Origin of the sequence: Robertmurraya kyonggiensis, from assembly GCF_005116465.1 — a bacterium.
GTDB classification, from domain to species: Bacteria; Bacillota; Bacilli; order Bacillales; family Cytobacillaceae; genus Robertmurraya; species Robertmurraya kyonggiensis.
The window spans coordinates 1,057,451-1,071,812 of the sequence record NZ_SWBM01000001.1 but is presented as its reverse complement, the minus strand read 5'-3'; the positions used below and the strand labels follow the sequence as shown (position 1 = coordinate 1,071,812).

Below are 14,362 nucleotides of genomic sequence, written 5' to 3'. Positions count from 1 at the left end.
GGAAGGATGAATAGCTTGAAAAATTTATTACTCGGAATCATACTTGCGATTGTCGGTTTCCTTGTATCAATACTTATTTGGGGATCTGATAAAGCATATTTCATCCCAGGTGGTATCGGCATCATTTTGCTCGGATTATCAATGGTGTTATCAGGAAGTATGGTAAGTGGAGATAGAATGCGAGCTAATTATGCCACTGAATCCTCAGAAGATAGACATAGTCGAAACAAAATGCTCTTAAACATGACATTAATCTGTGCTCCAAACCTTATTTTAGCGATCATTATATAAATACTTTAAATACTACTTGCTCTTCCCTTGCATCAATTCATATATTTTTCGAAAAAAACCGAACATTATGGATTATGCTCGGTTTTGTATTGAACTTATCCCACTATCTCAAATTACAATAAGGATTCTGCTCCGTCGATGAAAATTTCACTCCCCGTTATGTGACTAGATTGACTAGAAGCAAGGAATAGAACCAAATCAGCTACTTGTTCTGCTTTTCCGGCTCTGTGTTCCAGTGGCTGGTTTCCTTCCGGATATACAACTGGTATTTCCACCTTTTTTAACTTCTCTTTTTCTTTCCACGTGTTTTCACTAATATTCGTTTCAATGGCACCTGGGCATATAATATTCACTCTAATATGGTATTGAGCAAGTTCAAGGGCTGCCATTTTTCCAAAGCCCATCTGACCAATTTTGGATGTACTATAGGCAGACATTCCAAAATTTTTAAATATCCGATTTCCATTGATAGAACTTGTAATAATGATGCTTCCTCCATTTGTTTTTAAATAAGGAATAGCATATTTGACTGTTAAAAAAGTACTTGTTAGATTATTAGAAATGGTCAATTCCCAATCCTTCGGCTCTAGGTCTTCAATTGGCGTTACCTCACCATTAATTCCGGCATTTGCAAATACGATATCTAATCTATCCCACTGTTTTACAGTTTTTTGGTAACAGGCTTCAACTTCCTCAGGGTGAGCAACGTTGGCTTCCAATACAAGCCCTTCGCTCCCCATTTCTTCGATTTGCGTTTTGACTTCCTCCACGTGATCTTTATGTAAATCGACTAGTGCAATCTTTGCACCATTTTGAGCAAGCTTAAGAGCAGCTGCCCTGCCGATCCCCGAACCAGCACCTGTTACGAGTGCAACCTGATTTTCTAGTTGTTTATTCATGCAAAACATCTCCTTTTTAGATGATAAATATTACTATTACCCTAAGGAGAACTATTTATTTGCATTCTGGTTACGTGTCGGGAGAATCGGGAAGTCGTATTCTACCTAATTTGACCTTGCATCAATTCGTATATCTTCCGAGCCGTGTTGACATTTCTCACTGTCACTTGCTTATATACTTTTTTACCAATTATCTTTGACATCCCACTCTTGTTCACATTTTTCTTTTCAACCGACCAAAGGATTGCTCCAGGCACATATTTTACCGTGTCTATACTCGGTTTAATGTCCACATTCTCCAGTACAGATTCCTCATCTATCTCGTCCCATAAAAAAAGAACATCACTTTTCATCTCATTATCATTTTTCCATGTATCAGGAATGGCACTGATAATTCTTTTAATATCTTCAAAACTACGGACAACTACTCTAATATCCAAACCGAAACCCTTATGTATGGCTTCCTCCAAAATGTGAGACAACTCATTTTTTGACTGACTTTTACTTGAAAAAATAATATTCCCTGTATTGATATAAGTCACCACATCCTCCATTCCTGCTTGTTCAAATGTTTGTTTAAGGATCTTCATATCAATTTTGTTTTTTCCACCAACATTAATCCCACGTAGTAATGCGATATATACCATAACCAACTTCCTTTCATTGGATTGACTACTTATAAGTTCACCAAAAATTGTGTGAATCCTCCCTATTAAAGTGCGTGTATTTCAATTCAGAAACTCCTAAACAAAATAAGTAGGAGGATAATTCATTTGTTTCATGGTTAGGATAATTAAAGTTGGTGTTTCCATTTTTATGAAACATATTGTATAATAAGAATGTATGTTCCCCCATGGTTACATATAAAAAATTATGAAGAAGGTGTGTTTAATGATTTTAGGAGTACATCCTTATCTTAGACTGGATGGCAATGGGAAAGAAGCTGTAAGATTCTATGAAAATGCTTTAAATGCAGAAAATTTAGGAGTTCAAACTTACGGAGACATGCCGGAAAACCCTGAATTCCCTCTTCCTGAAGAGGCAAAAAACCGTGTACTTCACGCACAATTAAAAATCGGGAATACATTCCTAATGATCTCAGATACATTTCCGGGTCAACCATATCAAACTGGAGCACAAGTAGATGTTGCTGTCCTTTTCAATGATGTAGAAACATCAAAAGAAGTATATGAGAAACTTTTAGATGGTGGAGAAGCTATCATGCCACTCCAAGAAACACCTTGGAGCCCTTCTTATGGTCAAGTCAAAGACAAGTTCGGCATCACTTGGCAACTGTCAACTGAAGTAAAATAATCACTACAAGGCATCATTTCACTTTTAGGTAAAATGGTGCCTTGACATGAAATTATCGAGGAGAAGTTATCAGCTATCAACACCTGAAAACATATCCTGTAACAACAAATAACTAGGCTGCTCCCATTTATACTGAGAACGGCCATTCTAAATCAGGATGTTTTCTCCTTCCTCTGCAACAACACTGCACCAATTACAATCAATCCTTTAAATGCTTCCCGTAAAAATGGAGGCACACCGAACAAGTTTAATAGATTATTCATAACGGCGATAATGAGCATTCCATACACCGTACCAAGGACGAAGCCTCTTCCGCCGGCCATACTCGTTCCACCGACGACTGCTGCAGCAATGGCATCCATCTCCATTCCCCTACCTGCATTAGAAAAGTCCATAGAACCAACACGAGAAACCTGAATAATCGCTGCGATCGATACAAGGACTCCCATCAAAGCATAAACACGTAACTTTACTTTATTTACATTCACACCAGAAAGCTTTGCCGCTCTTTCATTTGAACCGACCGCAATAATTTGCCTTCCAAATGTGGTTCGTTTGGAAACATAATAGAGAATATAAGCAATGACAGCCCAATAAATGATAGGCATAATCATGTAGTTGCCAAACCTAAAGCTTGCAATCTCTAAGAATTCCATAGGTACCTTTGGATTGTAACCCTGCATAAAGTGCTGGGTCACACTTCGAAAAATAAGCATCGCTCCTAATGTAACAATAAACGGAGGTACATTTCCTTTCGTAATCGTAACTCCGATGAGCGCGCCTAATAGATAACCCAAAATCAATACGATGATAATTGTTAAGATAAACGCAGGAATGCCTGTCATCCCAAGCATACTTAGAATGCCTTTTGTGCCTGTATCGAGAAGAATCATCGTAAAAGCACCAGTGGCAACCAAAGTCGAGCCGACTGCTAAGTCAATACCACCAGTCATAATGACAAAGGTCATCCCTAACGCAATAATGCCAATCCCCGCATTATTTCGCAAAATGTTAATCCAATTGTTTGTCCAAGATTCAAACCAACTACCGAAAGAATCATAATCAAAGCCCAACACAAATGTCTGTAAAATAATCATTATGATGAGTGCAATCGCCGTGCTGAAAAGTGGCTCGTTCTTCCATTTCGTTTTGAACCACGTCAAAAATTTCAATGGATTTCCCTCCCTTCCTTCGTCCATACACCACCCGTTGCGAGATTCATAATGTTGTGCTCATTCATGTTTTCTCCTGCTATTTCACCTTGAATGACGCCATGATACATCACAATCGCACGGTCACACAGTCGAATGATTTCCTGCGCTTCACTTGATAAAACCACAATCGCAATATCTTCATCCGCCAGCTTCATAATAATATCGTAAATATCCTCTTTAGCCCCTACATCTACCCCTTGAGTCGGATTATCTAAGATGAGTAGTTTTGGGTTGGCAGCTAGCCATTTTGCTAAAACTACCTTTTGTTGATTTCCACCAGAAAGACTGGTGATTCGATCCGTATGCTTATCCATCTTGATCCTTAGAGACTTTCTTTGCTCTTCATAGACCGCCTCATGTTTTCGGGCATTAATAACACCGCGTTTTGAGAATCTCGACCATGTGACAATCGAGGCATTCTCAATAATATTCAAATCTTTTATAATTCCATTCTCTTTTCGATTTCGTGGAAGATAGGCAATTCCCGCTTCAATTGCCTGGGTCGTACTCTTAATGCTAACTAGATCACCGTTCAAGTAGATTTTCCCTGAAGTGACAGGTACCGCTCCAAATATCGCTTGAAAAAGTTCACTCCGCCCATCCCCGAGAAGTCCTGTCACACCGACAATTTCACCAGCACGAATGGAGAAGTTAATATCCCTAAAAATAGAATTCGAACTGAACCCGTCTACCCTTAAAATTTCTTCACCTAAATTCTTTTCTCTTCTTAAAGACTCTGTTCTGACATCATATCCGACTATAAATCGCGCCAATTCATTCGTTATGACTTCATTTACTCTTCCTTCTGCAACCAAACTCCCGTCTCTTAGGACAACATATCGGTCACAAACCTCCAGCACCTCATTGAGTTTATGAGAAATAAAAATGATCCCCACATTTTCATCTTTTAGCTTTTTCATCATCTCAAACACTCTAGCTGTTTCCTGCTCAGTTAAGGAAGATGTCGGTTCATCCATGATAATAATGGAAGCATTGGTCATCATCGCGCGGCAAATCTCAACGATTTGTTTATAAGAAGCATCCAAGTCACTTACCATTCTTCTCGGATCGAGATCCACATTCATTTTCTCAAACATACTCTCGGTTTCTTTTAACATCCCTTCCAGGTCAAGACTTCCTCTTTTGTTTTTCTTCTCTCTTCCAAGAAACATATTTTCATAGATCGGTAAATCATTGATTAAATTCAATTCCTGATGGATAAAAGCAATTCCCGCTTCCTGAGAATCGGCAGGTACATTGAATTCAATCAGTTCCTCATCTGCAGAAATCGAACCTGAATCTTGCTTGAACACCCCACCCAGGATATTCATCAATGTAGACTTACCAGCCCCATTTTCACCAAGCAAGGCACATATTTCTCCACCTTTGATTGAAAAGGAAACATCTTTTAACACGTGATTGCTTCCAAAGGATTTTACAATGTTCTTCATTTCAACAAGCATGCCATCACTTCCACTTCGTAATGGTAGAAAGAGAGGCTACAGCTGCGCCATACCCTCTCTTCTATTCTTAATAAGGCGAACCTTCATCAAGGAATTCTTCATAATTCTCTCTGTCTACAATCGTAGTCGGGATAATTGTGACCTCATCTACTGTCTCTCCATTAAGAACATTCAAGGCTACATCAACAGCATCTTTAACCATCGCTGGGCTGTACAGGGCTGATTGAATCCAAATATCCTCATTTTCAGGCATCATATTAAAATACTCCTGCATTCCGCCACCACCTGTAACCACTTTAATATCTGTTCTACCCGCTTCTCTAATCGCTTGTAAAACTCCGATAGACGTTTCATCATCCATTGAATAAACGGCATCAATTTTATCGTTACTTGTTAAAATATCAGCAAAATCCTTTAAGCCATCCTCACGTGTGAACTGAGTAGCGTATGTGATTAAATTCATGTTTGGAGCGATTTCTTCAATCGTTTCTACAAAGCCTTTCTTCCTTAGCTCAGATACCGATCCTGAAGAAGGTACTTCTAGAATGACGACATTCCCTTCTGTTCCAATCTTGTCAACAATATAGTTGGCTCCCTGAATGCCCATGTCCTCGTTATCACCAGATACACGGTACACACCATCAGCATTAATAGCAATATCAAAGTTGACTACCTTGACACCTGCATCTAATGCCCTTTGAATTGGCACCTCCATCCCTTCCCATTGCGGAAAGGCAACAATGGCTTCTGCACCCCATGTCATTAAATCATCTAGTTGAGAGGTCATTTCCTCTGCATTCGTACTAGTTTGGATTTGGTATTCAATCTCATCACCTAATTCTTTTGCCCTTGCTTCTGCATGATAAGCAACCGCAGCTACCCAACCATGTGTCACAGCTGGTGCAAGAATCCCAATCTTATGCATTTCTGTCTCTGTCTCGTTTTCCGTTGGTGTAGCTGGTTCTTCTTCTGGCTCTTCATTCGTCGCCAAATTATTACACGCCGCTAAAAATGGAATGAAAACCAACACGAGCAACAAAAACAACTTCCAACCCTTCTTCATCACAAAAACCCCCTTTAGATAAAAGCGCTTTCACTAAATTCGGACTATCCTTCCTGTTTCCAACGATTGCTGAATTGCCTCAAGTATTCGAAGTGTATATAGAACATCTTCTTGCGGAATTACATCATTCTTTTCCTCCGCTTCTAGGCAATGGATAAAATAAGCTAACTCATTCTCGAACGGGTCCTTTTTCTCTATCTCGATCGAGTTCTTTTTGCCTTTATCGTAACGGAAAAATTGGTTCGAACTGATGCTTTCAATATTTTCACCGGCCACTACGTTCAACTCAATTGTGCTTTCTCTCGATTGTGCACGAAAGGCAAAGGTAAATGGATATTCTCCCGTCATCCTATGAGACCCTTCCAGAAAGGCTTTGCTGCCATTTTTAAAAGAAAGGGTCGACATCACATGATCCCAAGCCCCAAATTGATTTTTACTACCCACTGCAAAAACAGACTCTACCTCACCAATGACATAGGTAACAAAATCAATGTCGTGAATATGCAAGTCGAATAAAGCGCCACCGCTTTTTTCAGGGTACTGAAACCATGTACTCCATTTTGGTATCTGTCCCAATCGCTGTGCATGCACGATGTCGAATTTTTCTTTTTGGCTATAAAGCTTAATCTGTTCGTATTCGGGCCAGAAACGTAGTACATGCCCAACAAACAATCTCACATTATTTTTCTGAACAGCATCAATAATCCTTGCTGCTGATTCAGTTGTTAAAGTTAAAGGTTTTTCGCAAATAATATGTTTTCCAGCATGTGCAGCTTTGATGATGTACTCTTCATGTAAAAATGTAGGTAGACATATATCGATCACATCAACTTTTTTTCGTAATAGTTCATCAAATTCATTCGATTCAATAGCTGTTACCCGCACATTCTCCATTTTTTGATACGCTTGTAAGTGTGTCTTTCCCATGAACCCCATACCAACTATCGCAACGTTCTTCATTTCTCTTACCTTACAATTCTCGAAAGATAGGCATAGGATTTTTTCACACTTTCGTTTACTTCCTCAAGACCTGATGGCCCTGCAGGGGTAAATTCAATCTCCACACTTATTGGCCCTTTATAGTCGTTTTTTTGTAGAGTAGTAAAAACTCTAGTGAAATCGATATGCCCCTCGCCAATGGCTGGGAAATTCCATTCATGATTTGCTCCCAACTTATCCTTCAAGTGAACGAATTGTACAGCATCGATGGAAGCCTCTAAATCCTCATAAGGAAATACATTTCCGTAAAAGATGACATTCGCTGTGTCATAATTAATCTTTACTCGTCTAGAAAGAGATTGGACAAGATTTTTTAGAGACGTACCTGTGGCATAATTATTCCCGTGTGTTTCAATGACTAACATTTTCTGATGCTGCTCACATTTTTCAATTACTGGTAGTAAATTTTTAATTAAGATCTTTTCATCCTCAATGACATCTGTATCATTGTGGGCATCCCCGGTTGCTGTAATGAGATACTGGCAGTTTAATTCCACCGCAAGGTCAACACTTTGTAAAAGATTTTCAATCCCCTCGTTTTTCATCACGTTACTGTGGGCTCCAATCCCGATACAGGACATGTTATACTCCCACAGCAAATTCTTAATATCCTGAATTTCCTTTTTTGACATATCTGGTAAAACATGCGGCGTGTGATCTTTAACAGCGGCAAGTTCAATCTGTGTGAAACCTACTTCACTTGCTCCTTTAACACAATCCTCTAATGAAAAACCATGATACGTATTCGAATTAATCGCAAGCTGGTGTAACATGCCAACCCTCCCATCGTTATTGGATTACACACGGATTGATGCCTATTAAATCATATGTAATCCGTTACATTGTATGTCAGATTATTTTTCACCTAAGATTTTCTCGATCACACGAAGACTTGCTACCGCTTGTTGAGCTGTCACTGGTGGCTCCTTATCATGAATAATGCAATCAATAAATGCATCAATTACACCTGATTTCGTTTGGCTCTCATTCGTTTGAATCGCTTCTAATTCGTATTTGATGACTTCCCCATCTTTTTTCTCAACAATTAATTGATTTGTTGAATGTTGATAGATTTTAAGAATGCCTTTTTGACAATAGATGGTTGTTGAATTGTCTTCAGATCCATAATATGTCCATGAGAAAGATGCTGTCCCGATTCGTCCCTTTTTCGTTTTTAACGCGCAAACGACATTGTCACAAACTTCAATCGGCTCGCCATTTTCATCTAGCTTATCCAGTGCTCCGGTAAAAGCAAGCACCTCTTCAATCTCGTCATCTAATAAGAAATGAATCAAATCAATTTTATGAATGCCTAGATCCCCAGCCACACCAGAATGAGAACGCTCCTTTTTAAAAAACCAAGTTGCATTCGATTTATCTACACTCCAGCTCTCAGGTCCCTGATGACCAAAATTTGTCTTAAAGGTCAGTACTTCGCCCAGTTCTTTCTTTTCAATGATTTCCTTCGCTTTTTGATGAGCCTTTGTAAAACGTTGATTGTGATCAACCATTAACTTTTTCCCAGATGCGGCTTGTGCCTCCAGGATCTGTTCGGCATATTTCACATTAATCGCTAACGGTTTCTCACATAATACATGCTTGCCATGTAAGAGTGCCTGCGTGGTATTAAGATGATGTGCTTCATTTGATGAACAATCACTAATGGCAATAATGCTAGAATCGTTGAATAGTTCTTCAATTGTTTCGACCACTCGTCCACCAAATTCCTCAGCAAGTTCCTTCGCTCTTTCTAAACTTTTGTCGAAGAAAACAATCTCATCGACATGCGGATTTGCCTTATACTCAGGCGCATGCCGAAATCTTGAAATGGAACCACATCCAATAATTCCCACAGTAATACCCAAAATGACTCCCTCCTTTTAACCCATAGTTGATTCACGAATGATTAATTCATGATCCAGTAGAATACTCTCCACTTGCTTACTTTGAATCTGATTGATTAACATTGTGGCAGCAGTCGCTCCCATTTTGTACATAGGCTGTGCGATGGTCGTTAATGTCGGGTTTGACATGTTGGAGAAATGAATATTATCAAATCCGACCACTGCAATATCGTCAGGTGCTTTCAAACCGCTAGCCTTGATTTCTTTTAAAGCTCCAATCGCTAGCGTGTCAGACACAGCAAAAACAGCCGATGGCTTTTCTTCCATTCGTAGTAGCATTCTCATGGCTTGAACGCCATCATGAAAATTCAATTCATGCGTGTTGTAAATTAACTCTTCTGAAATAGGAATCTCAAACTCTCTTAATGCTTTTTCATAGCCTTTTCTTCTTTGGCGAGCATAGAGAAATCGCTCATCAGAATTAATCAAAGCAATTTTTTTCTTCCCCAAAATGATTAAATGCTTCACAGCCTGGTAGGCGGCTCGTTCATTATCAATTGTGACATATGGAATGCTTCCGTCTTCCATGTACTCACTGCACAAAATGACCGAATGGTGTTCTGCCAACTCCGTTAATTTCTGTCTATTAATCGTCGGGTCCATCGAAATAATACCATCAGCCAGTTTGTTTTTTACCATGTTGAAAAAAATATTTTCTCTTCGCGGGTCTGAGTTCGTTTCACAAAGAAGGATATTGTAACGATGTTTGATTGCTGTCGTTTGAATGCCATTGATGATTTCCGTGTAAAAAGGGTTTGAAATACTCGGAATCAACACGAGTAACAGACGACTTTCCGAGTTACGAAGATTTCGTCCCAACATACTTGGCTCATAATTTAATTCTCTTATGGCAGTCTCGACTTTGACCCTTGTCTTTGGGGTAACGGATGGATGGTGATTTAGTACTCTAGAAACCGTCGCAACAGAAACCCCCGCTTTCTTTGCGACCTCTTGGATATTGGCCATTCTAAAACCCACTTTCCATTCCATATATATGTGATTCATTGTAATCGATTACAAATTTGTTCAATTCTGGCATACTCTACTTAATCGAACATACATATAAACTGTTATTATATGATAGTTTCATTTTTAAAAATTATGCTATGTAATGCGTTACATGAAGGAGGTAAGCCTGATGAAGCTAGGAGTTTTTACTGTTTTATACGCGGAAAAAGAGTTTGTTGAGATGTTAGAAACAGTTGCAGCAAAGGGTATTGAAGCTGTTGAATTAGGCACGGGAGGTTATCCTGGAGATGCTCATTGTAAGCTTGATGAATTATTGGGAGACGAGAATAAACAAAAGGAATTTCTTGAAAAAATTGCAAGTTATGGTCTCACCATTAGTGCATTAAGTTGCCACGCCAATCCCCTTCACCCACAGAAGAAGATTGCGGAAGAAGCCGACCTCCTTTTTACGAAAACGGTACAGCTCGCAAGTCAGCTTGGTGTTCCGGTCGTCAATACTTTCTCAGGTTGTCCAGGTGATCATGAAAATGCTTTATATCCAAATTGGCCAGTTTCACCATGGCCGAACGATTTTCAAGATATTTTGAAATGGCAATGGGAAGAAAAGATCATTCCTTATTGGAAGGAAAAAGCTCAGTTTGCGGAGAAGCATGGGATCAAAATTGGGCTTGAGTTACATGGTGGCTTTTCCGTACACACGCCCGCTACCCTTTTGCGATTAAGAGAAGCTTGTGGTGAATCAATCGGTGCGAATTTAGATCCAAGCCACTTATGGTGGCAAGGAATTGACCCCGTTGAGGCAATCAAAATTTTAGGTCGTGAAAATGCGATTCATCATTTCCATGCGAAAGATACCATTATCGATCAGCCAAATATGAACCGTAATGGGTTAACTGACATGACTTCTTACGCCGATATGCAAAATCGTGCCTGGTATTTCCGTTCTGTTGGTTATGGACATGGGGCCAAAGATTGGACAGATATCATCAGTACCCTTCGTCTATATGGTTATGATTATGTTATCAGCATCGAGCACGAAGATGGATTGATGTCAATTGATGAAGGTTTGAGCAAAGCCGTAGGAAATCTTTTACCAATTTTGATGAAAGATTCTGTTGGCGATATGTGGTGGACATAATTATATATTATGTTAACTAATGTCGATAATTGACTTTCCATGAAGCTGAGAAACTATTTTGTCAGTCAGGTTTGGAGAGATTTCCTTCATCTTGGCGGGCAAACATGATTTGCGGTCAGGTCGAGCAGGATTCACTTCATCTTGGCGCGTAAACTCGATTTGGCGGTCTACTCGAGCTGGATTCTCTCCATCTTGGCGTACAAACTCGATTTGGCGGTCAACTCGAGCATGAACCGCTCTATCTTGGCGCGCAAACTCGATTTGGCGGTCAGATCGAGCCGGATTCACTTCATCTTGGCGTGCAAACTCGATTTGGCGGTCAACTCGAGCTGGATTCTCTCCATCTTGGCGTACAAACTCGATTTGGCGGTCTACTCGAGCCGGATTATCTCTATCTTGGCGGGCAAACACGATTTATCGGTCAGCTCTAGCCGGTTTCACTCTATCTTGGCGTACAAACTCGATTTGGCGGTCAACTCGAGCATGAACCGCTCCATCTTGGCGTACAAACTCGATTTGGCGGTCTACTCGAGCATGAACCGCTCTATCTTGGCGCGCAAACTCGATTTGGCGGTCAGATCGAGCCGGATTCACTTCATCTTGGCGCGCAAACTCGATTTGGCGGTCTACTCGAGCCGGATTATCTCTATCTTGGCGTGCAAGCTACTACCCTCTCCAACAAAAAAAGGGTTATCTCAAATGGCACCTACCCTGCCTTCATAGATAACCCTCTTAATTAATTTGTCTTCGCCTTAAACATAGACGATACCGGATTCAACATCGCTGCCCCGATACCTTGGATGATCGTTTTTACGATAACCTGCCCAAAGATTGCGTATGGAACTGCTTCCCATGGAAGGAATCCTGCACCAAGTGGACTTAAACCAATAATCACAAAGATTACAGAATCTAGCAATCCACCAACAATCCCACTATACAATACCTTCAAATTCATTGGTAAATTTAAGCGTGTGTAGATTTCCGTATCAGTTGTTTCAGCGATCAAGAACGAAATCGCAGAAGCCGCTACGATTAATAACGTATCTCCAAGAATATATGACGCGATGGCGGATAACACTAATGCGATCACAATGAATAAATACGTTTTCTTACGTCCGTATTGATTCTGAACTAAGTCACGGAAAATAAAGGTTAACCCAACCAACAAAGTCCCCATTGGCACAATAAATACGCCTAATTGCATTGGTGCAAATGCGGCAGTGACAACGTTTGCTGCCACAATTGAAATTAAATAAAGTAGTACCCTCATAATTGACACCTCTTGTATGTTTTTTCGGTCAATATATAAGCCCTAACAAATCTCTTATAAATAGAAAAAAACAGTCCGCTAAGAAAGCACAACTGTATTTCTTAGTTTTTTAGAGAGGGTAGCTAGAACCTCTACCGTTTGCGAAAACGGATTTTATGAAATTGACTTGAAAATCATAACACATTATGTTTTTGCTGAAAACCCCCTTTTGCCAGAAATATATATTTGACGTATCATGCTTATTTCTATAATATATGAAGAGGAAATTAACATAAGAGGTTCATAGCTTATACCCTCTATAAAAAACTATGGAACATTGACTATTCGCCATGTCCATATAGGATGTGGCTTTTTTATTTGAGGAGGATAATTATGTCAGGCCGTAAAACTGAAGAAGGATTAAACGATTTAACTTTATTAGGAAACCAAAATACAAAATACTCATTTGAATATGCTCCAGAAGTGTTGGAGTCTGTTGATAATCTGCATTCTGACCGTGACTACTTCGTAAAGTTCAACTGTCCAGAATTTACAAGTCTTTGCCCAATCACTTCTCAACCCGATTTTGCTACTATGTATATCTCATACATTCCTAATAAAAAAATCGTGGAAAGCAAATCTTTAAAGCTTTATCTATTTAGCTTCAGAAACCATGGAGATTTCCATGAGGATTGTGTCAACATCATTATGAACGATTTAATTAAACTTCTTGACCCTCGCTATATTGAAGTTTGGGGTAAATTTACTCCACGTGGTGGGATCTCGATCGACCCTTGGTGCAACTACGGAAAACCAGGTACGAAATTCGAAGAAATGGCGATGCACCGCTTAATGAACCATGATCTAAACCCTGAAAAAATTGATAATCGCTAATTCGCAAAGAAGTCTTGATTTTTCAAGACTTCTTTCCTGTTTTAGCATGTTCGTGGTCGTGTTAGAATATTATAGAGATAGAACAAATAAGCGGAAAAGAGTGAAATCTATGAACCCCATTTCCTTCAAAGCATTTGCTATCACGAACGAGATTAATTTAAACAAAATCGCCATTCAATGTGGAATACGAAAAAAGTTTACTTGGGAAGAACCATTGATTCTTAAAGGTGAAATTCTCCAATCCATTCTAAAAAGATCGGTTGCAGAAGCAGAGCAAGTTCTCGTTTTTTCCTTTGGCAGCATTGTTTTTATCAATATGTCAAACAAAGGAGATATGGGTACCTTTTTTAAATATATTCGCTCATTTGAACCAGAAATCGACCTTTCAAACATAGACCGTTACAGCGATGATTACAGCCTACATATTAATAATGATGTCGAGATTGAATTGACAGACGAATATGTCGTCGTGCCTGAATTTGAAGATTACTATCCTGAGATTATCTCAACGATTCTCGCGAAGTCTGTAGCACTAGAGAAAACTGAGGAACAGCTCGAAAAGATTAACGATAGACTTGAAACGATGATTGACCGCTTGGAAAAAGGAAGGCTTCGCATCGGAAATAAAGAACTCGCACGCACGATGGCCAAAATCATTCGCCACGAGTACAATACGATTTCCTATATTATGATTTTAGACAAGCCAGATATAACGTGGCAAATCAGTACTGCCAACGATTTTTATGAAAACATGCTTGAATTTTTCGAACTAAGTGACCGTCATAAAATTCTTAAGGATAAAACCGAAATACTCTACAACATAATGGGTGGATTTTCTAATATCAGCCATTCCATTCGTGGCCTTTTTGTCGAATGGATCATCGTTATCCTTATTCTCTTCGAAATCGTTTTGACATTGATAGAGAAGATTTGGGGATGAATAATAGAAGGCATGAACCCATTTC

At 39.4% G+C, this 14,362-nt stretch carries 17 protein-coding genes and 2 riboswitches; of the genes, 5 read left to right on the top strand and 12 right to left on the bottom strand.

The genetic code is table 11. From position 1 onward, the window contains the following. The first annotated feature begins 6 nt into the window (after positions 1-6). The gene (locus tag FA727_RS05455) at positions 7-291 is read left to right on the top strand and encodes a DUF5316 family protein (protein WP_246041703.1); all 285 of its coding nucleotides are present in this window, start codon (positions 7-9) and stop codon (positions 289-291) included. A gap of 113 nt (positions 292-404) precedes the next feature. Here the strand turns inward: FA727_RS05455 and FA727_RS05450 are convergent, their stop codons facing one another. After that, positions 405-1,190 carry an SDR family oxidoreductase gene (locus FA727_RS05450; protein ID WP_136829738.1) on the bottom strand — a complete coding sequence of 262 codons (786 nt, stop codon included), beginning with the start codon at positions 1,188-1,190 and terminating at the stop codon, positions 405-407. A 101-nt stretch (positions 1,191-1,291) separates the two neighbouring features. Continuing rightward, positions 1,292-1,837, bottom strand: a complete 546-nt coding sequence (locus FA727_RS05445; RefSeq protein ID WP_136829737.1) for a DUF1697 domain-containing protein — start codon at positions 1,835-1,837, stop codon at positions 1,292-1,294. 244 nt (positions 1,838-2,081) lie between these two features. Here FA727_RS05445 and FA727_RS05440 point away from each other — a divergent pair, with 244 nt between their 5' ends. Further along, complete coding sequence (locus tag FA727_RS05440; protein ID WP_136829736.1) at positions 2,082-2,504, top strand: VOC family protein; 423 nt, start codon at positions 2,082-2,084, stop codon at positions 2,502-2,504. Positions 2,505-2,656: 152 nt separating this feature from the next. On the opposite strand, the gene FA727_RS05435 is transcribed toward FA727_RS05440, so the two are convergent. The 7 genes from FA727_RS05435 to FA727_RS05405 form a co-directional block, all read right to left on the bottom strand. Next, positions 2,657-3,676: an ABC transporter permease gene (locus FA727_RS05435; protein WP_246041701.1), complete on the bottom strand. Its 1,020-nt coding sequence runs from the start codon at positions 3,674-3,676 to the stop codon at positions 2,657-2,659. Beyond that, the gene (locus tag FA727_RS05430) at positions 3,673-5,169 is read right to left on the bottom strand and encodes a sugar ABC transporter ATP-binding protein (protein ID WP_246041699.1); all 1,497 of its coding nucleotides are present in this window, start codon (positions 5,167-5,169) and stop codon (positions 3,673-3,675) included. The genes FA727_RS05435 and FA727_RS05430 overlap by 4 nt, the downstream gene beginning before the upstream one ends. Positions 5,170-5,248: 79 nt before the next feature. Next, the gene (locus FA727_RS05425; protein WP_136829733.1) at positions 5,249-6,244 is read right to left on the bottom strand and encodes an ABC transporter substrate-binding protein; all 996 of its coding nucleotides are present in this window, start codon (positions 6,242-6,244) and stop codon (positions 5,249-5,251) included. Positions 6,245-6,277: 33 nt separating this feature from the next. Continuing rightward, complete coding sequence (locus FA727_RS05420; RefSeq protein WP_136829732.1) at positions 6,278-7,204, bottom strand: Gfo/Idh/MocA family protein; 927 nt, start codon at positions 7,202-7,204, stop codon at positions 6,278-6,280. Between the two features lie 5 nt (positions 7,205-7,209). After that, positions 7,210-8,016, bottom strand: coding sequence for a sugar phosphate isomerase/epimerase family protein (locus FA727_RS05415; protein WP_136829731.1), 807 nt, complete (start codon positions 8,014-8,016; stop codon positions 7,210-7,212). A gap of 81 nt (positions 8,017-8,097) precedes the next feature. Further along, positions 8,098-9,108, bottom strand: coding sequence for a Gfo/Idh/MocA family protein (locus FA727_RS05410; protein WP_136829730.1), 1,011 nt, complete (start codon positions 9,106-9,108; stop codon positions 8,098-8,100). Between the two features lie 15 nt (positions 9,109-9,123). Continuing rightward, positions 9,124-10,113, bottom strand: coding sequence for a LacI family DNA-binding transcriptional regulator (locus FA727_RS05405; protein WP_136829729.1), 990 nt, complete (start codon positions 10,111-10,113; stop codon positions 9,124-9,126). Positions 10,114-10,285: 172 nt separating this feature from the next. Here FA727_RS05405 and FA727_RS05400 point away from each other — a divergent pair, with 172 nt between their 5' ends. Beyond that, positions 10,286-11,254: a sugar phosphate isomerase/epimerase family protein gene (locus tag FA727_RS05400; RefSeq protein ID WP_136829728.1), complete on the top strand. Its 969-nt coding sequence runs from the start codon at positions 10,286-10,288 to the stop codon at positions 11,252-11,254. A 12-nt stretch (positions 11,255-11,266) separates the two neighbouring features. Here FA727_RS05400 and FA727_RS05395 read toward each other — a convergent pair whose 3' ends face one another. From FA727_RS05395 to FA727_RS05385, 3 genes are all read right to left on the bottom strand, one after another. Continuing rightward, entirely contained in the window at positions 11,267-11,665 is a 399-nt protein-coding gene (locus FA727_RS05395; protein WP_136829727.1) for a hypothetical protein, read from the bottom strand. A gap of 3 nt (positions 11,666-11,668) precedes the next feature. Next, positions 11,669-11,848 (bottom strand): hypothetical protein, encoded by a 180-nt coding sequence (locus FA727_RS05390; protein WP_136829726.1) that lies wholly within the window; start codon positions 11,846-11,848, stop codon positions 11,669-11,671. A gap of 142 nt (positions 11,849-11,990) precedes the next feature. Further along, positions 11,991-12,524, bottom strand: coding sequence for a VUT family protein (locus FA727_RS05385; RefSeq protein WP_136829725.1), 534 nt, complete (start codon positions 12,522-12,524; stop codon positions 11,991-11,993). 95 nt (positions 12,525-12,619) lie between these two features. Further along, positions 12,620-12,662, bottom strand: a riboswitch (PreQ1 riboswitch). A gap of 131 nt (positions 12,663-12,793) precedes the next feature. Continuing rightward, positions 12,794-12,840: riboswitch (PreQ1 riboswitch) on the top strand. Between the two features lie 56 nt (positions 12,841-12,896). Between FA727_RS05385 and queF the strand changes: the two genes are divergently transcribed. After that, positions 12,897-13,397 carry a preQ(1) synthase gene (gene queF / locus FA727_RS05380; protein WP_136829724.1) on the top strand — a complete coding sequence of 167 codons (501 nt, stop codon included), beginning with the start codon at positions 12,897-12,899 and terminating at the stop codon, positions 13,395-13,397. 46 nt (positions 13,398-13,443) lie between these two features. Continuing rightward, the gene (locus FA727_RS05375; protein WP_246041697.1) at positions 13,444-14,337 is read left to right on the top strand and encodes an RMD1 family protein; all 894 of its coding nucleotides are present in this window, start codon (positions 13,444-13,446) and stop codon (positions 14,335-14,337) included. The last annotated feature ends 25 nt before the right edge of the window (positions 14,338-14,362 follow it).